This window comes from Dickeya oryzae, from assembly GCF_020406815.2.
GTDB classification, from domain to species: Bacteria; Pseudomonadota; Gammaproteobacteria; order Enterobacterales; family Enterobacteriaceae; genus Dickeya; species Dickeya oryzae.
Genome location: NZ_CP162670.1, coordinates 2,627,936 through 2,654,729 on the forward strand (window position 1 = coordinate 2,627,936; position 26,794 = coordinate 2,654,729).

General features: G+C 53.9%; 21 protein-coding genes. 6 read left to right on the plus strand and 15 right to left on the minus strand.

What is annotated here, in order from left to right; all coding sequences use genetic code 11:
* Positions 1 to 179: 179 nt before the first annotated feature.
* From LF929_RS11610 to LF929_RS11635, 6 genes are all read right to left on the minus strand, one after another.
* Complete coding sequence (locus LF929_RS11610) at positions 180 to 344, minus strand: helix-turn-helix domain-containing protein (RefSeq protein WP_226093542.1); 165 nt, start codon at positions 342 to 344, stop codon at positions 180 to 182.
* A 375-nt stretch (positions 345 to 719) separates the two neighbouring features.
* A complete protein-coding gene (locus LF929_RS11615; protein ID WP_038904145.1) occupies positions 720 to 1,739 on the minus strand; it encodes an NADP-dependent oxidoreductase in 1,020 nt (339 codons plus the stop codon).
* The gene (locus tag LF929_RS11620; RefSeq protein WP_226093543.1) at positions 1,736 to 2,131 is read right to left on the minus strand and encodes a hypothetical protein; all 396 of its coding nucleotides are present in this window, start codon (positions 2,129 to 2,131) and stop codon (positions 1,736 to 1,738) included. Before LF929_RS11620 ends, LF929_RS11615 begins: the two co-directional genes overlap by 4 nt.
* Positions 2,132 to 2,133: 2 nt before the next feature.
* Positions 2,134 to 2,952 (minus strand): oxidoreductase, encoded by an 819-nt coding sequence (locus LF929_RS11625; protein ID WP_038904142.1) that lies wholly within the window; start codon positions 2,950 to 2,952, stop codon positions 2,134 to 2,136.
* Positions 2,953 to 3,085: 133 nt separating this feature from the next.
* A complete protein-coding gene (locus LF929_RS11630) occupies positions 3,086 to 3,868 on the minus strand; it encodes an SDR family oxidoreductase (RefSeq protein ID WP_038904141.1) in 783 nt (260 codons plus the stop codon).
* A 75-nt stretch (positions 3,869 to 3,943) separates the two neighbouring features.
* Complete coding sequence (locus LF929_RS11635; protein ID WP_038904139.1) at positions 3,944 to 5,035, minus strand: alkene reductase; 1,092 nt, start codon at positions 5,033 to 5,035, stop codon at positions 3,944 to 3,946.
* A gap of 134 nt (positions 5,036 to 5,169) precedes the next feature.
* Between LF929_RS11635 and LF929_RS11640 the strand changes: the two genes are divergently transcribed.
* Positions 5,170 to 5,718 carry a TetR/AcrR family transcriptional regulator gene (locus LF929_RS11640; protein WP_038904138.1) on the plus strand — a complete coding sequence of 183 codons (549 nt, stop codon included), beginning with the start codon at positions 5,170 to 5,172 and terminating at the stop codon, positions 5,716 to 5,718.
* A 190-nt stretch (positions 5,719 to 5,908) separates the two neighbouring features.
* Here the strand turns inward: LF929_RS11640 and yiaY are convergent, their stop codons facing one another.
* The 6 genes from yiaY to LF929_RS11670 all read right to left on the minus strand — a co-directional run bounded on the left by yiaY (position 5,909) and on the right by LF929_RS11670 (position 15,464).
* Entirely contained in the window at positions 5,909 to 7,057 is a 1,149-nt protein-coding gene (gene yiaY, locus LF929_RS11645; RefSeq protein ID WP_038904137.1) for an L-threonine dehydrogenase, read from the minus strand.
* A 460-nt stretch (positions 7,058 to 7,517) separates the two neighbouring features.
* Positions 7,518 to 8,195, minus strand: a complete 678-nt coding sequence (narI, locus tag LF929_RS11650; protein ID WP_226093544.1) for a respiratory nitrate reductase subunit gamma — start codon at positions 8,193 to 8,195, stop codon at positions 7,518 to 7,520.
* Entirely contained in the window at positions 8,195 to 8,914 is a 720-nt protein-coding gene (narJ, locus tag LF929_RS11655; protein ID WP_226093545.1) for a nitrate reductase molybdenum cofactor assembly chaperone, read from the minus strand. Before narJ ends, narI begins: the two co-directional genes overlap by 1 nt.
* Positions 8,911 to 10,470 carry a nitrate reductase subunit beta gene (gene narH, locus LF929_RS11660; protein WP_210174950.1) on the minus strand — a complete coding sequence of 520 codons (1,560 nt, stop codon included), beginning with the start codon at positions 10,468 to 10,470 and terminating at the stop codon, positions 8,911 to 8,913. The genes narJ and narH overlap by 4 nt, the downstream gene beginning before the upstream one ends.
* Complete coding sequence (locus LF929_RS11665) at positions 10,470 to 14,240, minus strand: nitrate reductase subunit alpha (RefSeq protein ID WP_210174949.1); 3,771 nt, start codon at positions 14,238 to 14,240, stop codon at positions 10,470 to 10,472. The genes narH and LF929_RS11665 overlap by 1 nt, the downstream gene beginning before the upstream one ends.
* A 333-nt stretch (positions 14,241 to 14,573) precedes the next feature.
* Positions 14,574 to 15,464: a LysR family transcriptional regulator gene (locus LF929_RS11670; RefSeq protein ID WP_210174948.1), complete on the minus strand. Its 891-nt coding sequence runs from the start codon at positions 15,462 to 15,464 to the stop codon at positions 14,574 to 14,576.
* Between the two features lie 116 nt (positions 15,465 to 15,580).
* Between LF929_RS11670 and blaCAR the strand changes: the two genes are divergently transcribed.
* Positions 15,581 to 16,588 carry a CAR family subclass B3 metallo-beta-lactamase gene (gene blaCAR / locus LF929_RS11675; RefSeq protein ID WP_226093546.1) on the plus strand — a complete coding sequence of 336 codons (1,008 nt, stop codon included), beginning with the start codon at positions 15,581 to 15,583 and terminating at the stop codon, positions 16,586 to 16,588.
* Positions 16,589 to 16,696: 108 nt separating this feature from the next.
* On the opposite strand, the gene LF929_RS11680 is transcribed toward blaCAR, so the two are convergent.
* Positions 16,697 to 18,088: a NarK family nitrate/nitrite MFS transporter gene (locus tag LF929_RS11680; protein ID WP_210177645.1), complete on the minus strand. Its 1,392-nt coding sequence runs from the start codon at positions 18,086 to 18,088 to the stop codon at positions 16,697 to 16,699.
* A gap of 419 nt (positions 18,089 to 18,507) precedes the next feature.
* On the opposite strand from LF929_RS11680, the gene narX reads away from it, so the two are divergent.
* The 4 genes from narX to LF929_RS11700 all read left to right on the plus strand — a co-directional run bounded on the left by narX (position 18,508) and on the right by LF929_RS11700 (position 23,803).
* Complete coding sequence (gene narX, locus LF929_RS11685) at positions 18,508 to 20,316, plus strand: nitrate/nitrite two-component system sensor histidine kinase NarX (RefSeq protein ID WP_226093547.1); 1,809 nt, start codon at positions 18,508 to 18,510, stop codon at positions 20,314 to 20,316.
* The gene (narL, locus tag LF929_RS11690) at positions 20,309 to 20,956 is read left to right on the plus strand and encodes a two-component system response regulator NarL (RefSeq protein WP_012884498.1); all 648 of its coding nucleotides are present in this window, start codon (positions 20,309 to 20,311) and stop codon (positions 20,954 to 20,956) included. Before narX ends, narL begins: the two co-directional genes overlap by 8 nt.
* Positions 20,957 to 21,237: 281 nt before the next feature.
* Positions 21,238 to 22,518 carry an acyltransferase gene (locus LF929_RS11695; RefSeq protein ID WP_210174944.1) on the plus strand — a complete coding sequence of 427 codons (1,281 nt, stop codon included), beginning with the start codon at positions 21,238 to 21,240 and terminating at the stop codon, positions 22,516 to 22,518.
* 229 nt (positions 22,519 to 22,747) lie between these two features.
* Positions 22,748 to 23,803, plus strand: a complete 1,056-nt coding sequence (locus tag LF929_RS11700; RefSeq protein ID WP_023639501.1) for a DUF481 domain-containing protein — start codon at positions 22,748 to 22,750, stop codon at positions 23,801 to 23,803.
* A gap of 144 nt (positions 23,804 to 23,947) precedes the next feature.
* Here the strand turns inward: LF929_RS11700 and prc are convergent, their stop codons facing one another.
* Both prc and proQ read right to left on the minus strand, forming a co-directional pair.
* Positions 23,948 to 25,969 (minus strand): carboxy terminal-processing peptidase, encoded by a 2,022-nt coding sequence (gene prc, locus LF929_RS11705; protein WP_038907763.1) that lies wholly within the window; start codon positions 25,967 to 25,969, stop codon positions 23,948 to 23,950.
* A 19-nt stretch (positions 25,970 to 25,988) separates the two neighbouring features.
* Entirely contained in the window at positions 25,989 to 26,720 is a 732-nt protein-coding gene (proQ, locus tag LF929_RS11710) for an RNA chaperone ProQ (protein WP_038904122.1), read from the minus strand.
* Positions 26,721 to 26,794 lie beyond the last annotated feature (74 nt).

Consider the following 26,794-nt stretch of genomic DNA (forward strand, 5'->3'; position numbering starts at 1 on the left):
TCTGGGACCGTGCAGATAAGCCACTCAGGCTGGGGGGCTGCTCTGAGCGATGAGCAGAAGTTATTAATTGTTATTAAAGCTGTTGGACTAATTCTTGCCGGAGACGTATTCGGTCCCCCACTTCCATTTCGGCCAGTAAATGGCTGCAATCACTGCCCTAATCCAATCACGCTCCTGACTTATACCGCGTCCGACTCGCGCGCATCGTCGAACCGTTTATGTGCTTCGGCGATGGTGAAACGGTTATCGTTTGCCCAATTCACAAGCGCCATCACCGGCACTAACAGCGTCCGCCCCAGTTCGGTGAGTTCGTACTCGACTCGTGGCGGAATGGTGGCAGACATCGCCATATCTTATGGTTTTGAACGCGATGAAGTGCTTGCTATTGCGCATGATCAGATATGGCACGAAAGGGTAGCGCAAGCGGCGGCTGACTCCGCTGCTGCCGGTGTTCAGTCAGTTCCATACTTCGTTTTCGGTACTCATGTGGCTATCAACGGAGGCCGCAGCGAAGATGAGATAACAGCGGCGATTGTGAACTGCTCCCCATAAAGTTACATCTCTCCGTGTTATCCACGTCCGCTCCCGGCACAAAGGGGACTGGCCGATGCGTAAAGCGTCTGCTATGAGCGAACAACGGACATGCCGCACCTCATCCATAAGGCAGCGGATTTAGTTCCTGAGGCAACAGACTTGGCAGATGTAAACCGCAGTTGTTGTCACTCGTGTATCTTAACGACAACTTTGCCCTTCGCATGTCCCCTAGCAAGATAGCCAAGCGCATCCTTTGTTGCTGCAAAGGGGAAAACCTTGTCGATCACTGGGATGATGTGTTCTGCTTCTATGAGCTTACTTATTTGAGTGAGTTGAGCGCCATCAGGCCTAACGAAGAGAAATGAATAGGACAGGCTCCGTTTTTTCGTAAGACGTATAATCTTGCGGCTCATCAGCCCGAACACAAAACGCAGTAAGAAGTTCAATCCCCGGGCCTGTGCGAACGCGGCATCTAACGGCCCGATGAGAGAAATAATCTTTCCGCCAGGCTTAAGAATTTGAGTGGACTTTTCAATCGCATCCCCTCTGACAGTGCCCAGAACAATATCGTAGCCACTCAGCACGTTTTCAAATTCCTGCTTTTTATAGTCAACCACTTCATCTGCGCCAAGACGATTTACCCACTCGACATTAACTGAACTTGTTGTCGTTCCCACCTTTGCGCCAAGGTGCTTCGCCAGTTGGATCGCAAAGCTCCCAATTCCCCCGGAGCCTGCCGGGATGAAAACCTTCTGTCCAGGCTGCAGATTCGCTCTCTCTGTGAGAGCCTGCCAGGAGGTGAGGCTCACCATCGGGAGTGAAGCTGCCTGCACAAAATCCAGATTTGCAGGTTTAATAGCCGCGAGACTTTCAGGAACAACGACAAATTCGGCAAGAGAGCCAGTTCCTTTGTCGAAAATACTGGCGAAAATTTCGTCGCCAGGCTTGAAACGCGTAACTCGGCTTCCTGTTGCAATCACCATCCCTGACAGGTCGCTACCCAGCGTCGCAGGAAGCTTAAAATGCAAAACTGGTTTGAAAATTCCGGAGGGGATCATGTTGTCAATTGGATTCAGACCAACAGCGTACACCTTAACCAGAATTTCGTCAGGACCGGGGGAAGGATAATCCAGATCATCGAATCCCAGCTCAGGGGATTTACCATAGCGTTTAAACGTAAACGCTTTCATCGTCTTAGTCTTCATTTGTTGTTTATCCTGTCGATTTTCCGGGTGCCCATGTTGCTGAGTGAAAAAGCTGTTCCCAGTAACAGCTCGATAAACACGGCAAAAAGAATTTGCCCGTTAACATGTCCTTCGCACCATTCGACGATGCCAGACACGGCTAACACGAAAGATATCGTGCTAATACCAGCTGCCAGAGCATATCGGGTAGGGGAAGGTTCAGCATTTCTCGCTAAAAAACACATTAAGCTTGTTCCAGCAAAGAATGCAGCAGAACGTCGGCCGAGCACATCAGTACCTGGCGTGATGTCAATTCCCCACAGAGTGAGGAGTCTTTCCGGGGAAAACATCCATACCGTTGCCAGAATGAAAAACAACACAGATGCCAGAATAGCCAGTCGCGAAAATTTCATTTTTATTCTTTCGCATCAAGCTGAAGGCTATTTCGCACCACCTTATCCAGGATTTTTGCTGGCGCGAATCTGAGAAGAAAATTTAATTTACCGGCCAGCGTTCCCGCTGTGTAACGCACCTTTGGTCGTAAAGCCTGAGCAGCTTTAACCACCACATCTGCCACAACTTCCGGACTTTCCGCTTCGGCCATAGCCTTGCTCACCACTTTCGCCAGCTTCGCCCGGATAAGGTCATACTCTTCCAGCTTTGCATCCGGCTCGATATTATTAGCTTCAAATTGGGTTTTTATGTAGGCAGGCTCAATCACAGAAACCCTGATACCCTGCGTGCGCAGCTCATGGTCCAGTGCTCCTGTGTATCCTTCGACCGCATGCTTACTGGCAGCATAAAGTGCCACATACGGCAACGGAACGACCCCGAGTATCGAGCCAATGTTAATGATGCGCCCACTGCCCTGACGGCGCATCTGAGGGACAACAGCCCGCGTTAACCTGACTATGCCCAAAAAGTTTGTGTCGAAAATACTCATGGCCTGTTCGACAGAACTTTCTTCCGCCGCCGCCGGAGCGACCCCGAAGCCCGCATTGTTCACCAGAATATCGATCTGCCCCTCCAGGCGCAGCAGCTCCGCAATGACTGCCCCGACAGAAGCGTCGTCCGTCACATCAAGCGTAAGTAATGGAAACGGATGCGTTCCCGCCAGGGAGCCACGCCTGCTGGTGCCATACACAGTATATCCCGCAGCTAACAGTTTATGAGCTGACGCTTCGCCGATACCTGAGGATGCGCCGGTAACCAGTGCTACACGTTTTTTTGTCATGCTGAATAAGGCCTTCATGATTTGTTTGACGTTTCTCATCGCTGATGAGACGACACGCTGTAAGGGGTTTTGTGTCGGGTTCATTTCTCTGCAGAACAGCCAAAAGACCGCTCTGCAGAGTGCACCTTATTGACTAAAGTGCTTTATATCGTTCTGCAGCTTCATCTTGTTTGATGTCTGAAAGCAAAGTCTGACGTGAAGCGTCGAGGGTGTCCCAGCGTTCAGCATTATGTAATGGCGGGATGGTGACCAGTTCACGACGATCAAAGCCAACCAGTGCGGCATCCACTAACTCGCCCACTTCCATGAATTTTGGCGAGTTACTGATGTCGATACCCGCACGGTCCCAGATTTCCGTATAAGTGCCGGCAGGGAGCACCGCCTGGATATAAATGCCCTTGGATGACAGCTCCACATTCATTCCCTGAGACAAGAAAAGAACAAAGGCTTTGGTTGCGCCGTAAACCGTCATAGCAAATTCCGGCGCGAGGCCTACAACGGAACTGATATTGACGATCGAGCCTTCTCCGGCTTTGACCAGTCGTGGTGCCACGGCACTGGCCAGCCTTGTCAGGGCGGTGACGTTAAGCGCGATAAGGCTTTCTATCGATTCAGGCGTCTGCTCGGTAAAACTGCCGGACTGCGCGATACCCGCGTTATTGATGAGAATGCCAATCCGTGTGTCTTCACGCAGGCGAGCTTCGACCACTGCTAAATCACTCGTTTGCGTGAGGTCGGCAGGCAGAACGTCGACAGAAATAGCATTTTCCTGTCGCAGACGCGCGGCCAGTATCTCTAATTTCGCTTTGTCGCGCGCGACCAGAACAAGGTCGTGGCCCCGGCGGGCGAACCGCTCAGCGTAAACAGCACCAATACCCGTGGATGCGCCTGTAATGAGAACTGAAGCTTTAGTCATAAGTTGATCTTCTTTATTAATGTGTAAACAGAATTCGCAATGTGCGACACAGGTAGAACCGTGACACCGGCAACTTTACTTGCTGGTCTCAGTAAGCGATGGGTAATCGGTATATCCCGCTGCGCCACCGCCATAAAGTGTTTCAGGATTGAGTGAGGCCAGAGGCGCTCCCGTCTTCAGCCTTTCGACCAGATCCGGGTTGGAAATGAACGGACGACCGAACGCGAACAGATCGGCTTTTCCTTCCGCAAGTTGAGCGGACGCCAGCGCCAGATCATAGCCGTTGTTGCCGATGTAGGTGTTTTTAAAGCGTTGACGCAGGGATCCGTAATCGAACGGTGATGCATCACGCGGGCCGCCCGTAGCGCCTTCAACAACGTGGAGATACACGATACCTAATGCATTGAGTTGATCCGCGACGTAGTCATATTGTGGCTGCGGATCACTGCATGAAATCGCATTAACAGGGGAAACCGGTGAAATGCGCACACCCGTGCGATCAGCACCGATCTCCTCTTTAACGGCTGCCGTGACTTCTAACAGCAGACGTGCGCGTTTCTCGACAGAGCCGCCGTACTCATCGGTACGCTGATTGGCACCGTCTTTAAGAAACTGTTCCAGCAGATAACCATTCGCGCCATGGATCTCTACGCCATCAAACCCGGCGGTAATGGCATTGGCAGAAGCCTTTCTGAAATCGTCGATAATCCCCTGTATTTCCTGCAACTCAAGCGCGCGAGGCTCGGATACGTCAGCAAATCCATTGTTCACAAAGGTCTTAGTCTCGGCGCGAATGGCTGACGGGGCGACCGGCGCAGCGCCACCAGGCTGCAAATCGACATGCGAAATTCGTCCTACGTGCCAAAGTTGAATAAATATGCGCCCACCTTTGGCATGCACTGCATCAGTCACTTTGCGCCAGCCATCGATTTGAGCTTGTGTATAGATCCCCGGCGTATCCTGATAGCCCTGCGCCTGTGCTGAGATCTGGGTGGCTTCGGTGATCAGCAATCCTGCGGTGGCACGCTGGGCGTAGTAGGTTGCTGCCAGTTCTCCGGGAACAAGACCTGCTCCGGCACGGTTACGCGTCAGGGGTGCCATCACGATATGGTTGGCTAGTGTTATAGAGCCGAGTTTATAGGGTTGAAATAATGTTTGGTTCGTCATGTGTATTCACCTGCTAAGTGGTTGGTCGTGGTGTTAATATAATGATGATGGTCATAATCTATAAAGTCAAGTGGTTTGATTATGGTTATCATCAATGTATACTTAAACCCTATTTTTGAGAGGGACAGGAAAGTATGAAAGTGTCGAAAGAGCAGGTTCGGGAAAACCGAATGCGCATTGTTGAAACGGCCTCAGAACTTTTTCGTGAGCGAGGTTACGATGGTGTGGGCATCGCGGAACTGATGTCAGCGGCAGGCTTAACCCACGGGGGGTTCTACAAGCACTTTGGTTCCAAGGCTGATCTGATGGCGGAGGCAATGAGCTGCGGTTTTACGCGATCCGCAGAAAGCACGGCGGGTGTGGACCGGGAAAAATTTATTGAATACTATCTCTCCCGGCAACATCGCGATGACATGGGAAAAGGATGTGTGATGTCTGCTCTGGGTACTGATGCAGCGCGTCAATCTGCGTCAATCAAGGAGACATTTGCGGCCGGAGTTGAACGCCAACTGGCAGTTTTAGGAAATGAAAATCGTACGCGCGCTGACCTGATTGATACCATCGCGCATCTTGTCGGTGCCCTGGTGCTGTCCCGTGCCTGCCCGGATAATTCCGCCCTTGCTGATGAAATTCTGGATGTGTGCCGCGCACGTCTTATCAGCCATGACGCCCGTAAGGATTGAATTTGCTGGCTACGGGATTTTTTTCTGTGCAGTGCATCTAAATAAATCGCCAACGTCTGCTCCTGGCACTTAGCGGATCACCAGAAATAATCACACAAGCACAATACCGGATTAAAACCAATCATAATCCAATAAAAAAAGCCCCCAACCATCAGGTCAGGGGCTTTTCAATGTCAACACTCACATCACATTAGAATGCGGCGGCAAAGATCTCGACGATTTCCGCGTGAGTGGCTTTTTTCGGGTTGGTCAGACCACAGGCATCTTTCAGCGCGTTGTCGGCCAGGATGTTGAAGTCTTCTTCTTTCACACCCAGGTCTTTCAGGCCTGCCGGAATGCCGACGTCACGCGCCATCTGGCTGATGGCCTGGATAGCCGCTTCCGCTGCCTGCTGGTCGCTCAGACCGGCGACATCCACACCCAGTGCGACGGCAACGTCTTTCAGACGCGGCGCAGCAACGGTGGCGTTATAACGCTCAACGTGCGGCAACAGAACTGCGTTGCACACCCCGTGCGGCAGATTGTAGAAACCGCCCAGTTGGTGCGCCATCGCATGCACATAACCCAGTGACGCGTTATTGAATGCCATGCCTGCCATGAACTGGGCATAGGCCATCTGTTCACGCGCGACCATGTTTTTACCGTCTTTTACGGCATCACGCAGGTGGTCACGAATCAGTTCCATCGCTTTGATTGCGACTGCGTCGGTAATCGGATTGGCGGCGGTCGACACATAGGCTTCGATAGCATGGGTCAAGGCGTCCATCCCGGTGGCGGCAGTCAGTGATGCAGGCATGCCGACCATCAGCGCCGGATCGTTGACGGACATCACCGGTGTCACGTTTTTATCCACGATCGCCATTTTCACGTGGCGCGCTTCATCGGTGATGATGCAGAAACGGGTCATTTCAGAGGCCGTCCCCGCCGTGGTGTTGATGCCGATAAGCGGTAGCTGCGGTTTAGCAGAGACATCCACGCCTTCATAGTCCGCAATTTCGCCGCCATTGGACGCCAGCAGAGCAATCCCTTTGGCGCAGTCATGCGAAGAGCCACCACCCAGCGATACAACGCAATCGCTGTTGTTCGCTTTGAGAATTTTCAGGCCTGCATCGACGTTGGCCACAGTCGGGTTCGGCTGCACGCCGTCATACACCTCACTGTCGACCTGATATTTTTTCAGCAGTTGCTGCACGGAAGCCGCAACACCAATTTTGTTCAGCACGCCGTCCGTTACGATTAACGCGTGTTTGAAACCCTGCAACTGAATCTGCCTTGCCGCTTCCTCTAATGCACCTTCGCCCATCAAGTTTAAGGCTGGAATGTAAAATGCGCTGCTCATAGATCACCATCCATTTATTACAGAGTTTTAACTTGAATTCATCCTAGCATTGACATTTTTCTGTAAAATTGACCCAGAACAAATTTCTAACACTCTTTACCCCTGAAGAGAGAAATCATTCTTTTGTTTCACATGCACTGATAACTGACTGTTATTTTAGTAAATAACCATTTCATATCGTGAAATCATATTACCGCTGACATAATCCGTTACCAGACTGACGCAACGCGTGTATTACAATTCATTTACACAGGAAATGATGCGGGTACGTAACCTTTTCGGGTAAAACGAGCGAGGCGAGCGATAACCCCGTGGTGGAAAGCCGTTGACGATAAGACGGGACGAGTAGCGATAAAAAAGTATTTTGAAGCAGCTTGATAGGTGATATTTAGGCTAATGGGTCGCCCAGAGACAACGCCGCCGTCGTCAGGCGGCGTTGTTTTGCAGAGAAACGGCTGAATTAGTGGCGGTTTCTGACCAACTGATAACGGCGGGTCAGATACTCAATCGGCGCGCTCCAGATATGTACCAGACGGCAGAATGGGAACAGCAGGAACAGCGTCATCCCCAATACCAGGTGTACCCGGAAAATGAAGGCTACATCATCCAGATAAGCAGAGGCACCACCACGGAAAGTGACGACGGCCTGCGCCCAGTTCACCAGCTTCATCATTTCGCTGCCATCCGTATGCTGGGCAGAGAACGGGATGGTCAACAACCCCAACGCCGCCTGGATCACCAGCAATGTCAGGATCAGAATGTCACCGGTGGTGGAAGTGGCGCGAACACGCGGATTAGTCAGCCGACGTCTTAACAACAAGATACCGCCAACCAGCGTCAACAGACCGCAAGCACCACCACCGAACATCGCCATTTTCTGTTTTACGTCCAGCGGCAGGAAAGATTCGTACATCCAGTGTGGCGTCATCATGCCCACAAAATGGCCGCCCAGTACGCCCAGAATGCCGATGTGGAACAGGTTAGACGCCAGCCGCATGCCTTTTTTATCCAGCATCTGACTGGAGCCAGCACGCCAGCTGTACTGACCATAGTCATAACGCAGCCAACTGCCTGCCAGGAAAACCGCACCGGCGATGTAAGGATAGATATCGAATAAAAACAGATTGAGGTAATGCATCAGCAATCTCCTTTGACCGGTGAAGCGTCAAGGTTCAGGTAGTGCGGTGCCACCGCGTCGGCGAACCGACGCTGATGACGAGTCTGTTGCGCCGGGGCGCAGCCCGCGTCGGCCAAAAAGCGGACCTGCTCCTCCTCCCATACGGCATCCAGCGCCTGCGGCGTGTCGTCGCGTGCTTCTTGCGCTACTTTCTCCGCCACCGCGTCGCTTGACGGCTCGCACGCCGCCAGCGTCAGTAACAACTCCAGCAACAGGGCATAGTCACTGTCGCGCTGGCGTAAGCGCTCCGCCAGCAGCGTCAGGATCGGCGCGATATCACGCAGTCCATCACGCGCGGCCTGCGGTTCACGCAACGTCAAATACTCCAGATACAGCGGCAGGAAATCCGGCAGTTCACGGCAGTCCAGCTCCAGGCCGACCTCACGGTATTGCGCCAGCAAGTCCACCATCGCCTGACCACGCTCACGCGATTCGCCATGGACGTGTTCAAACAGCAGCAATGACAGCGCACGACCGCGATCAAACAGCTCGCTGTAGCGCGCCTGCCGGTCCAGCAGGTCGCCCTGATAAAAGTCGCCGATGAACTGCAACAACTGCGCGCTTTGGCGCATCGGCAGCTCATCAGCCTGCTCCAGCGCCTCCAGCATGTCCTGGCGCTGTTGCCACAGCTCCGCATCCGGGTACTCCAGCAGCCGGGCGATAACACGAAGGCTGATCATGACTTGTTCTCCTGCATCCGCCGGCTCATGTTCTGGGTTTTGCTGGTGACGTCGATAGCGTCAATGCGGCGGCTGTTAAACAGGTTGAACGAGGAATCGCTACCGTGGCAGCCGTCGCCGAAACTAAAACCACAACCATGTGCTTCCGGGAAGGCTTCACGCGCCAGCTCACGGTGACTGGACGGCACCACAAAGCGATCTTCATAGTTGGCGATCGCCAGATAGCGGTACATCTCTTCGGCCTGCGATGGCGTCAGCCCCACCTGCTCCAGCGCGCTGGTATCGGTGACCTGCTCGACGGTTTGCGCACGCTTGAAGTGACGCATCGCCAGCATGCGCCGCAATGCACGCAGCACCGGACGGGTATCGCCCGCTGTCAGCAGGTTCGCCAGATACTGCACCGGGATACGCAGGCTTTCGACGTCAGGCAAGACACCACTGTGCGCCAGGTTACCCGCATCGGCTGCCGCCTGAATCGGTGACAACGGCGGCACGTACCACACCATCGGCAGTGTGCGGTATTCCGGATGCAGCGGCAGCGCCAGTTGCCATTCCACCGCCAGTTTGTACACCGGCGATTGTTGTGCGGCTTCAATCACGCTGAGCGGAATGCCGTCACGTTGTGCCTGAGCAATCACCTCGGGGTCGTTCGGGTCGAGGAAAATGTCTAACTGACGGCCGTACAGATCGGTTTCATTCTCCGTGGAGGCCGCCTGTTCGATGCGGTCGGCATCGTAGAGCAGTACACCCAAATAGCGGATACGACCCACGCAGGTTTCCGAGCACAGCGTCGGCATACCGGATTCGATACGCGGATAACAGAAAATACATTTTTCTGATTTGCCGCTCTTCCAGTTGAAATAGATTTTCTTGTACGGGCAGCCAGTCAGGCACATACGCCAGCCACGGCATTTATCCTGATCGATCAGCACAATGCCGTCTTCCGCGCGCTTGTAAATCGCCCCACTCGGACAGGTAGCGACACACGCCGGATTCAGGCAGTGCTCACACAATCGCGGCAAGTACATCATGAAGGTGTTTTCGAACTGTCCGTACATGTCTTTCTGCATGTCGTCGAAGTTCTTGTCCTGCGAGCGTTTGCTGAACTCACCACCCAGATCGTCTTCCCAGTTCGGACCGTTTTCGATATTCTCCATGCGCTGGCCGGTTACCAGCGAACGCGGACGTGCCACTGGCTGATGCCGACTTTCGCCGGCACGTTGCAGGTGTGCGTAGTCGTAGTCAAACGGTTCGTAATAGTCATCCAGCGCCGGAACATCCGGGTTGGCGAAAATCTTCGACAACACCCCCACACGGTTACCCATGCGCGGTTCCAGTCGACCGTTGATCTTACGGATCCAGCCGCCCTTCCATTTTTCCTGATCTTCCCAGGCATGCGGGTAACCGGTGCCGGGTTTGGTTTCCACGTTGTTGAACCAGGCGTATTCCACCCCTTCGCGGCTGGTCCAGACGTTTTTACAGGTCACCGAACAGGTGTGGCAGCCAATGCATTTATCCAGATTCAGCACCATGCCGACTTGTGAACGAATTTTCATCAGGCTTTCTCCTGCAGATGAGGTTGCACATGGGAAGACAGGTCGTCATGGCTGTCCTCATCCAGCCAGTCGATACGGTTCATCTTACGCACCACCACGAATTCATCGCGGTTAGAACCGACGGTGCCGTAGTAGTTAAAGCCGTACGCCAGTTGGGCATAGCCGCCAATCATATGGGTTGGCTTCGGGCAAACACGCGTCACGGAGTTATGGATACCGCCGCGCTGGCCAGTGATTTCTGAACCCGGCAGGTGCACCAGTCGCTCCTGCGCGTGGTACATCATGGTCATGCCTGCCGGAACACGCTGGCTTACCACCGCACGGGCCGTCAGCGCACCGTTGGCGTTAAATACTTCTATCCAGTCGTTATCGACGATGTTCAGCTCGCGGGCATCATCCTCGCTCAGCCAGACGATCGGACCACCACGGCTGAGTGTCAGCATCAACAGGTTTTCACTATAGGTAGAGTGAATCCCCCATTTCTGATGCGGCGTCAGGAAGTTGAGCGCCTTCTCCGGGTTACCGTTCGGTTTCTTGTTCAACAACGGCTGAGCAGCACGGGTATCTACCGGCGGACGGTAAACCAACAGGCTTTCACCGAAGGCACGCATCCACTCATGATCCTGATACAGTTGCTGGCGACCGGAGAGGGTGCGCCACGGAATCAGCTCATGCACGTTGGTGTAACAGGCGTTGTAAGACACATGTTCGTCTTCAAGGCCAGACCAGGTTGGGCTGGAAATGATCTTGCGTGGCTGCGCCTGAATATCCCGAAAGCGAATTTTCTCATCCTCTTTCGGGTGCGCCAGATGGGTGTGATCACGTCCGGTGACCTTGCCCAACGCATCCCAGGCTTTCACCGCCACCTGACCGTTGGTTTCCGGTGCCAGCGACAGGATGACTTCAGCCGCATCAATGGCACTGTCGATTCTCGGGCGACCCGCCGCCGCGCCCTCTTCCTGCACCCGGTTCAGGCGCTTGAGGAAGTCCACTTCATGTTGAGTATTCCAGCTAATACCTTTACCGCCGTTGCCGAGTTTATCCAGCAGCGGGCCGAGTGAGGTAAAGCGGGCATACAGGTTCGGGTAATCGCGTTCCACGGTCATAATGTGCGGTGCGGTTTTACCCGGTATCAGGTCACATTCGCCTTTTTTCCAGTCTTTCACGCCCAGCGGCTGCGCCAGTTCGGCGGCCGAGTCGTGCTGAATAGGCAGCGTGACCACATCGGTTTCGACCCCAAGGTGACCCTGACACACGCGAGAGAAGGTTTTCGCCAGCCCTTTATAGATTTCCCAGTCGGTTTTCGACTCCCAGGCCGGGTCAACCGCCGCAGACAACGGATGAATGAACGGATGCATATCCGAGGTGTTCATGTCGTCTTTTTCATACCAGGTGGCGGTCGGCAACACGATGTCGGAATAGAGGCAGGTACTGGACATACGGAAATCCAGCGTCACGACCAGATCCAGCTTGCCTTCACCGCCTTGTGCGCGCCATTCCACTTCTTCCGGCGTGACTGCACCCTGCTCGCCCAGGTCCTGTCCCTGAATACCGTGCTCGGTACCCAGCAGATACTTCAGCATGTACTCATGGCCCTTACCGGAAGAACCCAGCAAGTTGGAACGCCAGATAAACAGGTTACGCGGGAAGTTTTGCGGACTGTCCGGCTGCTCAGCGGCAAAACGCAGACGACCGGCTTTCAGTTCCGCTACGGTGAAATCCTGCGGTGACATACCGGCGGCAGCAGCCTGTTCGGCGATACGCAGTGGGTTAGCACCCAGTTGTGGTGCGGAAGGCAACCAGCCCATGCGCTCAGCGCGCACGTTAAAATCAATCAAACTGCCGCTAAAGCGTGATGAGTCTGCCAGCGGCGACAACAATTCCTGCGGTGCGACGGTTTCATAGCGCCACTGGCTGGAATGGTTATAGAAGAACGAGGTGCTGTTCATGTGACGTGGCGGACGCTGCCAGTCCAGACCGAACGCCAGCGGTAACCAGCCGGTTTGCGGACGCAGTTTCTCCTGGCCGACATAGTGTGCCCAGCCACCGCCACTCTGCCCAACACAACCGCAGAAGATCAGCATGTTGATGATCCCGCGGTAGTTCATGTCGAGGTGGTACCAGTGGTTCATACCGGCACCGACGATGATCATCGACCGTCCGTGGGTTTTGTCGGCGTTGTCGGCAAACTCACGCGCGATGCGGATGATATTCTGCCGTGATACGCCGGTAATCTGCTCGGCCCACGCCGGGGTATAGGCTTTGACCTGATCGTAATCACTGGCACATTGTGCGTCATTCAAGCCACGATCCACACCGTAGTTAGCCAGCGTCAGATCAAAGACGCTGGTCACCAGCCCTTCCTGACCATCAGCCAGCGTCAGGCGTTTCACCGGCAGTTGATGCAGCAGCACTTCATCGAGCGCGACGCTGGCGAAGTGTTCACTGGTTGCACCGCCAAAATACGGGAAGCCGACGGACACCACCTCGTCATGGTGGCCCAGCAAGCTCAGTTGCAGGTTAACATCACGCTGGGAGCCCCCTTCGCGCTGTTCCAGATTCCATTTGCCTTGTTCACCCCAGCGATAGCCGATAGAACCCTGCGGCGCTACCAGCTCGCCCGTGGTTTCATCAATCGCGATGGTTTTCCATTCCGGGTTGTTTTGCTGGCCCAGATTCCCCACCAGATCGGCGGCACGCAATAAACGCCCGGCGGCGTAACTGCCATCGGCACGCGGTTCCAGCAGTACCAACATCGGCATGTCGGTATAGCGGCGCACATAGTCGGTGAAATATTGACGCGGTTGCTTGAGATGGAACTCGTTGAGGATCACGTGGCCCATTGCCAGCGCCAGCGCGCTGTCAGTACCTTGTTTCGGGTTCAACCACTGATCACACAGTTTGGCGATTTCGGCATAATCCGGGGTAATGGCGACCGTTTTGGTGCCTTTGTAACGGACTTCAGCAAAGAAATGCGCATCAGGAGTACGGGTCTGCGGTACGTTGGAACCCCAGGCAATAATGTACGACGAGTTATACCAGTCGGCCGATTCCGGCACGTCGGTTTGCTCGCCCCAGGTTTGCGGTGAGGCGGGCGGCAGGTCGCAATACCAGTCGTAGAAACTCAGGCACACCCCGCCCATCAGCGACAGGTAACGGGCACCGGCAGCGTAAGACACCATCGACATCGCCGGGATCGGCGAGAAGCCAATCACCCGGTCCGGGCCAAAGGTTTTGGCGGTATACACGTTAGCGGCAGCAATCAGCTCATTCACTTCCTGCCAGTCGGCACGGACAAAACCACCACGGCCACGGACTTGCTTGTATTCTTTCGTTTTATTCGCATCGCCAACAATCGACGCCCAGGCATCTACCGGGTCAGCATGGTGACGACGCGCTTCACGCCACAGCTTCATCAGGCGCTTACGCATCATCGGGTATTTCAGGCGGTTCGCACTATAGAGATACCAGGAATAACTGGCACCGCGTGGGCAGCCGCGCGGTTCATGGTTCGGCAGATCAGGCCGGGTGCGGGGGTAATCGGTTTGTTGCGTCTCCCAGGTGACCAGCCCGTTTTTGACGTAAATCTTCCAGCTACATGAACCGGTACAATTGACGCCATGCGTCGAACGCACCACTTTGTCATGTTGCCAGCGGCTACGGTAGCCATCCTCCCAGTCACGGTTGGTATTCAGTGTCTGGCCGTGATCACCGGAAAACGGTTCGGCCACCTGTTTGAAATAGCGTAACCGGTCAAGAAATTTGCTCATCCGGACTCTCCTGCTGCGGAACCTGACGGTTCCTGTCGTTATAGAAGTACACGTGGGTATTGCTCACTACGGTGCAGGGTAGCCAACTGAATAAGTATCAGAATTGACAGCGATCAAGCCCTCAGGAGCCGGTTTGTGGTGGGAGTCGGGAAAATACCACCTTGGTGGTATTGGGAAAAAGTCAGTTAATTAACTGATAAAAAAGGAAATATTGAGGACTGAAATGATAAGGTCAGGTGACATTTGCTCATGGAGACTCTTTGGAGGTAGTAGAATGCCATCGGCCACCTAGCCGGGCGTTTTACCTCCTGTTTGCTTCTGATTCATCCAGCATCAGTCTGCTGCTGATAAATCCTGCACCAGAAAATCCAAGAGTGTGCGCAGCGTAGCAGGCATATGACGCCGCGACATGTAACACGCGTAAATACCCAGCGTCTGTGTCTGGTAATCCCCCAGCAGCGGCACCAGCTCTCCGGCATTCAGCCCGGCACGCACGACAAATTCCGGCAAACAGGCGATCCCCTCGCCCGCCCGGGCTGCCGTCAGCAGCACCAGCGTGTCATTGGCCACCACGCGTCCTGACACCATAACACGGTGCTGCGCCCCGCTCTCCCGATGTGTAAAGCGCCATTCCCGCCCAAGACGGATATGGTTAAGACAATTATGCCGTACCAGATCGTTCGGCGTGGCCGGTGGAGCATGGTGCGCCAGATAATCCGGTGACGCGCAGACCACCGATGCACAGCGCCCCAGCGGTTTGGCAATCAGGTTAGGATCCGGTGAGTTCGTCACGTCTACCGCCAGATCGATACGCTCTTCCGCTAGCTTGATGGCGCGATCTGTCAGTATCAGCTCGGTTGTGGTACGAGGGTAACGAGCGCGATAGCGTCCCAGCGCGTGCGCCAGATAAGACTGCCCGAACGACACACTGCTTGCGACCCGGATCACGCCGTGCGGTTCCGTATTACCACTGTTGGAAAGTGCCGCCATGTCCTCAGATAACGCTAAAATCTGACGGCAGCGCACCAGCATGTCGTTACCGACGCTGGTCAATCCCAGACTGCGGGTTGAGCGATGCAGCAACCGCACCCCTAACCCGTGTTCCAGTGCGGCAATGTAACGTGTGGCCATTGAACGCGATATATCCAGTTTATTCGCCGCTGCGGTCAGACTCCCCAAGTCTGCCACCGCCACAAATACCTGCATCGCAATAAGACGATCCATAGCGCCCCTATTGAGCGATATATGCAACAAACTATGGCTGATTCTAGGGTTTATTCGTTCATTTCAGGAAGCAATAATAATCATCAATAATCCAAAATAACCCTATGAGACTGATTATGCTTAAGAAATACCTTGCTCTGTATTTTACCTTCGGGTTGCTGACCACACCGGTCACCGCCACGCTGGCACAAACGTCGCCGTCTTCCAGCGCCGCCGCCGCATCATCACTGGCAGGTTGCCCATCCGACGCCATTAACGCGCGTTTTGCCGAGTTCGGCCGCACCGGGCGTATGCCACCAGACCTGAACCGTTGGTTAAACGATCCACAGGCCCAGGCGATTACACCGTATAAAGCGTTCGATAATGTCTATTTCGTTGGTGTGTGCTGGGTATCCGCCTGGCTGGTCAAAACCAGTGCAGGCCCGGTGTTGATCGATACCTTGCATGAACCCTATGTCGATCAATTACTGGCTAACATCCGTCAGGTTGGCGTTGATCCGGCGGATATCAAATTGGTATTGATGACACACGGACACTTTGACCATGTCGGTGGAGCCTATAAGATCAAAGCCCTCAGTCAGGCTCGATTTGTTATGACACAGCCAGGCTGGGACGAAGCACTAGAGGGTGCCAAACAATCGCAACACACTCCCCATCCCTGGAAAATGCTTGACCACGCCGATATCGTGGCGCATGACGGGCAAGCCTTCACGGTCGGTGATACGACGTTTTACGCTTATGCCACCCCCGGTCATACCTGGGGAACGACCTCTTACGCCTTTGACGTCAACGATGGCGACAAGACCTATCGGGCCATCACCATCGGAGGAATGGGGCTGAATGCGATAGAAAACGCCCGGCAGGCCGAAGCCTACCTCGCCAGCATTGAGCGGATAAAACGCCTGATTACCGACCCGCAGCATCCAATCATGGTCCACCTCACGGCCCACCCGTTCAATACCGGGTTAACGGAAGCGAAAGAACGCCTGAAAACACGCAAACCAGGAGACCCCCACCCGCTGGTGAATCAGGCGGCGTTGATTAAACAAATGGACAGCGCCTATCAAGAAGCGGAACAGCGACTGGCGGACGAGCAGAAAAAAGAACGAGGAAACAAGCAGTAAATCGAACTGACGTATGCCCGATAGAAGCCAGGCAGAAAAGCGGGAAGGCGTCATGTTGAATACACCGAGCCGGGACATCTCACCGGCTCGGTCTCATCACCCGCTGGACTACGCGCGGGCTTTACGTCCGTAACACAGCCAGGTGATCAACACACAGGCAACGTAGAACACCACAAAGATTTTCATCGCGCCGGCGGGTGAACCGGTCAGCGCCAGCGATGTTCCAAACGCTTTCGGAATGAAAAAGCCGCCGATAGCACCGATAGCGGAGATAAACCCTAACGCTGCGGCGGTATCGGTCACAGCACTACGCTGTGCTTCCTCAGTATCACCACCTTCGGCCGTTACCCTTTCCATCGTCATACCACGGAAGATAACCGCGATCATCTGGAAGGTGGAGCCACTTCCCAGCCCGGCTGTCAAAAACAGCAGCATGAAAATGCCGAAGAACATCAGGAAGGAACCCGGCTGATTCTGACCCGGCAGTGCAGTGAACAGCAGCAGTGACAGGATTGCCATCAACACAAAATTAATCAGCGTCACCCGCACACCACCGAAGCGGTCCGACAGCATGCCGCCGACCGGACGCGCCAGCGCGCCAAGCAACGGGCCGCAAAAGGCGTAATGCAGGATTACCACATCCGGGAACTGGGTTTTCGACAGCATAGCGAAACCGGCGGAAAAACCGATAAACGAGCCGAACGCCGACAGATACAGTACGCTTAAGATCCACAGGTGTGCGCGTTTCAGTACCGGCAACTGCTGACGCAGTGACGCTCTGGCGGTGGAGAGATCATTCATACCGAACCAGGCCGCCGCCGAAGCGATAAGCAACAACGGCACCCATACCCAGGGCGCATTCTGCAGCCAGACCTGGCTGCCATCCGGCTGAACGATGCCTTTACCCGTGAAACTCAGTACTGGCAGAAAGATCACCACCGGTACCAGTAACTGCATCACGCTAACGCCCAGATTGCCAAACCCGCCATTTAACCCCAGCGCACCACCCTGCTGTGCTTTCGGGAAAAAGAAGCTGATATTCGCCATGCTGGAAGCAAAGTTAGCGCCAGCGAATCCACACAGCAGCGAAATAATGATAAATACGTTGTACGGTGTCTGTGGATCCTGCACGGCAAACCCCAGCCACACACACGGAATCACCAGAATCAGCGTACTGAAGGTGGTCCAGCGGCGTCCGCCTGCCAGCGGGATAATAAATGAATACGGTACCCGCAATAATGCCCCGGATACCGATGGTAATGCCGTCAGCATAAACAGTTCATCGGTACTGAAATGGAAACCGACTTTGTTCAAATTGACAGCCACTGTGCTGAACAACATCCAGACACAGAAAGCCAACAACAGACAAGGAATGGAAATCCACAGGTTACGTTGCGCGATACCACGCCCCTGTTTTTGCCAGAACTGTACATCCTCCGGGCGCCATTCCCGGATAACAGTCTGCCGTGAAGCACCTGGCGTAATGGTTGACTGCGTCATAACAAGCCTCGGTCAGAAAAATACCCCTATCACTACGCGCCACATTAGAGGGTATGACCGAAGCAAACTTGATATACATCAACAGCTTGTTGGGTAAAAAAATGCGCTGATTTAACACCCTCTCCCAAATAGGTAAGTCGCTATGACCAGTTAATGGTGTCGTTTCATCATGTTATGACCATTAACTCCGTCACGGTACTCATCACTACCTACCAATGGAAATTGTGGAGTAACCCTTTGTGGGTATAGGGTTACTTCTGGAAATAAGAAAAAATGCCGTGGTGTGGCATGAATGGATTTCGACACTGAATCCACGATAGCTAAGCGGCACCGGTCGGAATTAAGGTAACCTGTCTGACCCGCAATCTATTCTTTAGCATACACATGTGTTTCCACTTTCGTCACAGGCGGTTTCCCTCATGTTAAGACGCTTTCGGCTTCCACTCTCACTGGTCAATCAGGTGGCGTTGTCCATGCTACTGCTTGGCCTGCTGGGTATTGCTGGCATGGCGATATCAAGCTGGATGTCACAAAGCATTCAGGGCAACGCACACGCCATCAATAAAGCCGGTTCTCTGCGCATGCAAAGTTACCGGTTATTGTCGATGGTGCCGCTTAGCGCGGGCAGCGACCATTATCTGCAAGAGCTGGAGCGGGATGAAAACGACAACGACCTGCGTCAGGCAGTCATACGCGAGGGGCTAAGCGAGCAACTCACCACGCTGCAACGTTACTGGGCCGATCAATTGAAACCAAGTCTACGTCAGGCAGAACGTCCAGCGGATGCTGCCGACGCCGTCGCGGATTTTGTCCACCATCTGGACGCGCTGGTACTGGCTATCGACCAGAAGACAGAAGCGCACCTGCGGCTGGTGACGCTGGTACAGCGCATGTTTATCGTCATCATGCTGTCGCTGTTGGTGCTCACCTTTTTCTATCTGCGTCACCGGCTGCTGACCCCCTGGCGTAAGTTGCTGTCGATGGCTCAAGCCATCGGTCAGGGTGAATTTCACCAGCGGGTGACCCCGCACGGTCAGGATGAAATGAGCACGCTGGCACAAGCGCTAAACAACATGTCGGATGAATTGTCGGCGATGTACCGCGACCTGGAACAGCGTGTAATCGAAAAAACCGCTGATTTGCAACAAAAAAATGACACGCTGGCGTTTCTTTATCGCTCCAGTCGCCGCTTACATACCAATGCACCGCTGTGTAGCCGCCTGCTGCCGGTGCTGGATGAACTCAGCGCGTTGATGCCGCTGACCGGCATTCAGTTACAGTTGTATGAGGATAACCATCAGGCACATGTCACCCCTTCCAGCCTGACCGTCATTCCCAACCCGGACACCTGCCCGGACAGCGCCTGTCAGCGTTGTGCGCACTTTTCAACCCGGATGACGTATGAAGGCAAACCGGTAAGCTGGAATCTGCATGACAAGCTCGGTCACTACGGTGTGGTATTGGCACGACTGCCGGTTCACCAACACCTGACCCCCGACCAACACCAGTTGCTCAATACGTTACTGGAGCAGCTAACCAGCACACTGGCACTGGAACGGCAATCCAGCCATCAACAACAACTGATGCTGATGGAAGAACGCGCCACCATCGCCCGGGAGTTACACGACTCGATTGCCCAGTCGCTCTCCTGTCTGAAGATTCAGGTTAGTTGCCTGCAAATGCAGCACACCGCGTTGACACCAGAAATACAACAGCAGTTGGACGCCATGCGCGATGAAATCAATACCGCTTACCGGCAGTTACGTGAATTACTGACCACTTTCCGTTTGAAGCTGTCAGAATCGGGCCTGCTGGCGGCATTACGCTCCACCGTGGAGGAGTTCAATCAACGGCTCGGCTATAACATCGTACTGAACTACCAACTGCCACCGCAGGCCGTCTCTGCCCACCAAGGGATCCACCTGTTGCAGATCGTGCGTGAAGCACTGAGCAACACCTATAAACATGCACAGGCGACGGCAACCAGCATTACCCTGAGTCAACAGCAAGGGTATATCGAGCTGCGTGTGCGTGATAACGGCATCGGTATCAGTGATGACAACCGTCGTACCAACCACTATGGTCTTATCATCATGCGCGACCGCGCCCGAAGCCTTCACGGCGACTGTACTGTTCAACGTCTTGTTTCCGGCGGCACGGAAGTGTATGTCCGTTTTCAGGCCGACTCTCGCCAGCCCCCCGTATTATCAGGAGAAAACCATGACTAATGACGCCTCTACCGTACTGCTTATTGATGACCATCCGATGCTACGCAATGGCGTCAAACAGCTACTCAGTATGGCGCCAGACCTGTGTGTGGTCGGTGAGGCCAGTGAGGGGGAACAGGGTGTGACGCTGGCAGAACAGCTCGACCCGGACCTGATCTTGCTGGATTTGAATATGCCGGGCATGAACGGGCTGGAAACGCTGGCCCGCCTGCGGGAAACCTCGTTATCCGGGCGCATCGTGGTATTTACCGTGTCGAACCATGAAGAAGACGTGATCAGCGCCTTTAAAAGTGGAGCCGATGGCTATTTGCTAAAAGATATGGAGCCGGAGGACCTGCTGGTCGCACTTCACCAGGCCGCCGCAGGCAAAATGGTGCTCAGTGATACCCTGACGCCGGTTCTGGCAGCCAGCCTGCGCGAGACACGCAGCACGGATACCCGTGATATCCAACAATTGACCCCGCGAGAAAAAGACATTCTGAAGCTGATAGCCCAAGGGTTGCCCAACAAAGTGATCGCCCGCAAGTTGACGATTACCGAAAGTACGGTAAAAGTACACGTCAAACACCTGTTGAAAAAAATGAAGCTGCGCTCACGCGTAGAAGCGGCAGTCTGGGTAGTACAAGAGAAGATTTTCTAACCAACGGCGGCTTGTGCCGCCAGTCATTCTGTTATCCTGTTATCCGCCATCACCGCCCGATGATGTTGCGTTTTACGTCTTGATGTTAAAAATTACAGTAAAATACACCCACCTACATTTCTATACGTTTACTTGCAATACGACTGATAGAGTAACGGCCGTTCATAATTTTTAGTACTTTATCGCCATTTTCCTAGATATTTCCCCATATTCATTTCCTAGACTCACCTCGTTCGGCGTTTCATTGCGCTTTAGCCAGGCTTAACCGGAGGAAAAAGAGAATGAAAGTCAGAGAACGATTTATTGGACTTGAATGGCTCCGATTTTTGCTTGGATGCTATGTGATGGTTTACCACACCGTACATATCTATCCGCAGCGTGACAAGATCCCCTTTCTCAACGAACTGACCAGCATGGGATTCTTCGCCACCAGCACCTTCTTTGTGTTGTCTGGCTTTCTGCTGACCCACGTTTATCTGCGTGGCGGACAGTTGCGTGAACCCGCCCGGCATTTTCTGGCTAAGCGGCTGTTTAACCTCTACCCAATCCATATTATCGGTCTGGTGTCCTCCATTGTGGTGGTCAGTCTGATGCACTGGCTGGCTATCCCCCCCGAAGGGCAAGCCGCCAGCGCCCGCTTCGTCATTTATGACAGTAACGAGCCCGGTGTCGCCCCGGAAACCCTGCGCCACTATATGGATAATGTGCAGTTGGCTGTGAATGGACTGCTACAACTGCTGATGTTACAGGCGTGGAACCCCTACTTTTTGACCTTCAACGCGCCGTTGTGGTCGGTCTCGACGCTGTTCTTTTTCTATTTACTGTTCCCGTTACTGGCTCCACGGCTGTTGGGGAGCCGCTACCCGCGTTTGTGGCTGGCGGCCCTGTTCCTGTTATACCTGCTGCCGCCAGTATGGATTATCTGGCATCAGTTATATGGCGTGCCGTATACCGGTTTGCTGCAACGCAATCCGCTACTCCGACTGCCGGAATTTTTAGCCGGGATAGTGGGTTACGCCATTTTCCGCCAATATCGGGACGGTAAGATAGCGGCGTTGACATGGATGCAAGGTTCGACCCAACGTAAAGCACTGGGCGTATTTATCGGTCTGAGCTTCATCATCGCGACCTGGTTATTTACGCATGGCGAGCACTACTGGTATTTCTTGTTACACAACGGCCTGCTGTTACCGACACAGGTTGCCCTGGTCTGTTTGTGTGCTCATGCCCGCGAACCAGGCAGCGATACGCTGAAAACCTGGGCGACCCGCCTGGGTGGCGCATCACTGTCGATTTTCGCCCTGCACGTGCCGCTGTTTAATCTGTTCCGGACCTTAGAACAGTTATTACGCGGCAATCCGTTGCAATGCTTTACCGACTGGCAGGCCTGTATCGATGCGGCAGGACGCGTGGACGTCTCCATGACTGGCTACGGGGTATTCCTGCTCACAACCGTTACCTTGTGCGTGATATTCCAGGAACAGGTCGTGACCCGCATGAAGCAGTCGCTGACCGAACGCTTCCTCACTCGCCGTTTCCAACCTTCCCGCAGCGCAGCCTGATGACAGCGGCTATAACAGTGATGTGATCGCCATCACCGTTATAGCCGTAAATCATTAATCACACGGTTTATAACAATTTCCATTCTAATCATGGGTCACTTATACCTAGAGGCGCGGCACGATTCCTGTTAATGTTGCCTCGCCGGGAAGTAACCGGTATATCGATACATCGGCAAGCCGTTTGAACGGCGTCTTTCACTTTTAGTCATTCACTGTTTTATCTGACATCATGACATATTCCAAACATGCACTTTCGCCGCTGGGTCTGTTCATTGCGCTCAGCGCTGCAGGCATTTCCACCAGCCATGCGGACACCGTCTGGCTAACCAACGGTGACAAGATCAGCGGCCAGATTACGCTGCTGGATAGCGGCAAGTTATTCATCAAAACCGATTATGCCGACACCCTGTCGGTGACCTGGGACAAAGTTAAAACCTTCCAGACCGACCACGGCATGGTCATTCAGGGGCAGCGCTACGAAAAAGGCGTGCTTTACCCGTCTATCAAAGCCTCTGACAGTTCACGCGCTATCGTGGCGCAACCCGCCAGCGTAGACGGACAACAAGTCAGCGCCGGGCAGGAAACGCTGCCGTTGTCCGATATCAACTCAATGGTCGTTCCACACCGTTGGGTGGAGGATTTCTCCTGGAAAGGCAATATCGATGTCAGCCTGGCCCACAAGAAAAGCTCCACTGAAACCGACAACCGTGATGCAACGCTGAGCACGCGCCTGCGCCACGGCACATGGCGTCACAACCTGGATGCCAGCTACCACATGACCAAAGAAGACAATGTGGAAAGCACCAAGAACGCCGACGGTGAATACGCGCTGGATAAATTCATCGACGAGCACTGGTTCTGGCAGGGTCGCTATGAATACAAACGCGACTGGATAGAAAACATCAAGATCAACCGCTCTGTGGGTACCGGTCCGGGTTACCAGTTCTGGGATAACGATCTGGGTGCGTTCTCGATTACAACGCTGGTGAACTCCCAGACGTTTACTTATCAGAACAACACCGAAGACAACTTCTACTCCGGTGGCCTGAAGTGGAGCTACGATCGCTTCCTGTTCAGCAAGCGTACCGAACTGTTCAGCGACGGTGAAGTGGGCCGTTCGTTTGACAGCACCACCCCACTTTATTTCAAAGCCGGTGCAGGTCTGCGCTTCAAGGTTACCGACTGGTCATCCGTCAGTATGAAAGTCTCCCGCAACCGTACCGAAAGTGTACAGGGTAATGTCAATGACACCCTGTACTCGCTGGGTCTGGGCGTCGGCTGGTAATTTATCGCGTGCTGGTTCCTGCGAATATCGCAGGAACCCTCTGTTACGCACCGTAGAATTGTTGAATGCCGTGAAATGCGGCGATAAAAAAGCCCGGTTTGTTTAAACCGGGCTTTTTGTTTTGGCTCACCGTAGCGTCACAGCTTACTGTGGCTTCGATTCCTGTTTAGACAGGTCTTCCGCAATCTGGACGGTTTCATTCAGATATGCATCCGGATCCTGATAATCCTTCGGCAAGTCATCCAGCGATTTCAACGGCGGTTTGCCCTGACGTTTCAGTCGATCATTGATGCGTTGCAGACGCGTCGCCTCGTCTTCGTTGTTTTCTTTCTGGCGCTGCGCCAGATTCAACGACACGTGATTACGCTTCTCTTTCATCTCCTGATAACGCGCCACATCCTGCTGGATATACTGGAATTCCGGATCCTTGGCGATACGGGCATTGTGCTGTTCAATCAGCCCCGGCAACAACGGTTTCATGTCACCCATCACGGTATAACTGGCCGGTTTGATACTATCCCACGGCAATGCGTTATCTTCAAACTTCTCGCCAGTATCCACCGCCTCGTTGCCGGTCGGCATCACGATATCAGGTGTCACCCCTTTACGCTGGGTACTGCCACCGTTAATGCGATAGAACTTCTGAATGGTGTACTGCACCGAACCCAGCGCGGGCCACTCAGGGCGTAACATCTGGTCGTAAATACGATTAAGAGAACGGTATTGCTGCACCGTACCCTTACCGAAGGTCGGTTCACCCACAATCAGCGCACGGCCGTAATCCTGCATCGCGGCAGCAAAAATCTCTGACGCCGAGGCGCTAAACCGATCAACCAGCACTACCAGCGGGCCTTTGTAATAGATAGTGTCATCTGTGTCGCTATCTTCACGGACCTTGCCGTTATTGTCGCGCACCTGCACCACTGGCCCGGTGGGAATGAATAGCCCCGACAGACCGACCGCTTCGGTTAACGCACCACCGCCGTTGCCACGCAGGTCGATAACGATGCTGCTGACGTGCTCTTTTTCCAGTTTTTGCAACTGTACTTTCACGTCATCCGTCAGTCCGACGTAGAAACCGGGGATGTCCAGCACACCGACTTTGTCTTTGCCGACATCTTTGATGGACATTTTCACCGCACGGTCTTCCAGGCGTATGCGTTCACGGGTCAGCGTGATGGTTTGCGTTTTGTTGCCCTTGCCTGCAGGCAACACTTCCAGACGCACCTTGCTACCTTTCGGCCCTTTGATCAGCGCGACGACGTCATCAAGCCGCCAGCCAATCACATCCACCATCGGCTTGCCCGCTTGTCCTACGCCTACGATACGGTCGCCAACGCTAATGCGTTTGCTTTTCGCCGCCGGGCCACCCGGCACCATCGAATTGATGACGGTGTAATCTTCATCCATCTGCAGCACCGCACCAATACCTTCGAGCGACAAGCTCATTTCAGTGTTGAACTGTTCGGTGTTGCGAGGAGACAGATAACTGGTGTGCGGATCGATTTCCCGCGCGAAGGCATTCATAATGATCTGGAACACATCTTCGCTATTGCTCTGGACCAGACGGCGAATCGCAAACTGATAGCGTTTGGTCAAGGTTTCCTTGATTTCCGCATCGGTTTTGCCGGTCAGCTTCAGGCTTAGCCAGTCATATTTGACCTTGGCATCCCACAATGCGTTGAGTTCATCTACGCTTTGCGGCCAGGGCGCTTTAGCGCGATCAAGGTCGATAAAATCGTTGCCGTTGAGGTTAATCGGCTTTTCCAGCAGCGTCAGCGCATACTGATAACGCTCGAAACGGCGCTTCTGAGCCAGGTTATACATGGCGTATGGCAGGCTGAGCTTGCCATTCTTCAGATTTTCCCCTAACTCACCTTTCTGACCGGCAAACTGCGCCACGTCTGAAGCCAACAACACGTTATGGCTGTAATCCAGCATGTTGAGATAACGGTCGAAGATCTTGCCGGAAAATTGCGCATCCAGCATAAACTGGCGATAGTGGGAACGTAGGAAGCGCGATGCCACGCGCTCACTGACGGTAGAATGCTGCGCTTCTGGCTGCAGTTGAGGAATTTGGTCTGCGCGGGTGATGTTCTCACTGGCAAAACTGCCCCCGGACAGCAAAAGCCAGGTTAATGCGACTGCTTTAACAAATTTGTTCATGCCCTGGTTGGCCTCCGTATCAGAACTGCAAATGTTCTGCGCGTACGATCATCGCCAGACCAGAAGCCAGTTGTACCCTGACCCCGTCTTTAGCGATCTCCAGCACAGTGGCATCCATGGCGTTTTTGCCAGCCCTGACCTTGATTTCCTGGCCGATTTGCAAGCTGGAAATATCCGTCACTGCCTGCCGTTCCGGTGCTGCTGCACGGGCTGCTTTAGGCTGACGAGGTTGGGATTTATCGGATGACGGAGAAGCGGTCTGTGTGGCGCGAGGAGAAGACGGACGCGGTTTGCGCGGCGCGGCACCAGCGGCATCACGTTCACGACGCGGGGCATTCTTGCCGGCAGACGGACGCGTACGGGAAGGTTCAGCTTCACCGGACTCGCGTTTCTTCGCCTGTTGCTCGGCACGCTGAGCCTGGACACGGGCCTTAGCCTCTTCCAGTTGCTTGCGGGCATGCTCCACATGCTGCTGCTCAAGCTCGCCGCACGGGTTACCGTCAAGGTCAACGCGTTGAGCACCGAGTTTAACGCCATACAGATAACGCCAGCTTGACGTATAAAGCCGAAGCGCAGAGCGCAACTGCGTCTTGCTAACGTGTTCAGATTCGGACACGCGTTCGACCAGATCCTGAAAAATACCAATCTTTAACGGACGCGCTTCGCCTTCAAGCGTGAAACAAAGCGGAAAACGCTCTGCCAGATAGGCGATCACTTCTTTACTACTGTTCAACTTAGGTTGATTTTCCATGAAATTTCCTGATTACAACGGGTTTGCCAACCAGCGCAGGCATGAACAGGCGTCATTATAATGACGCCATCGGC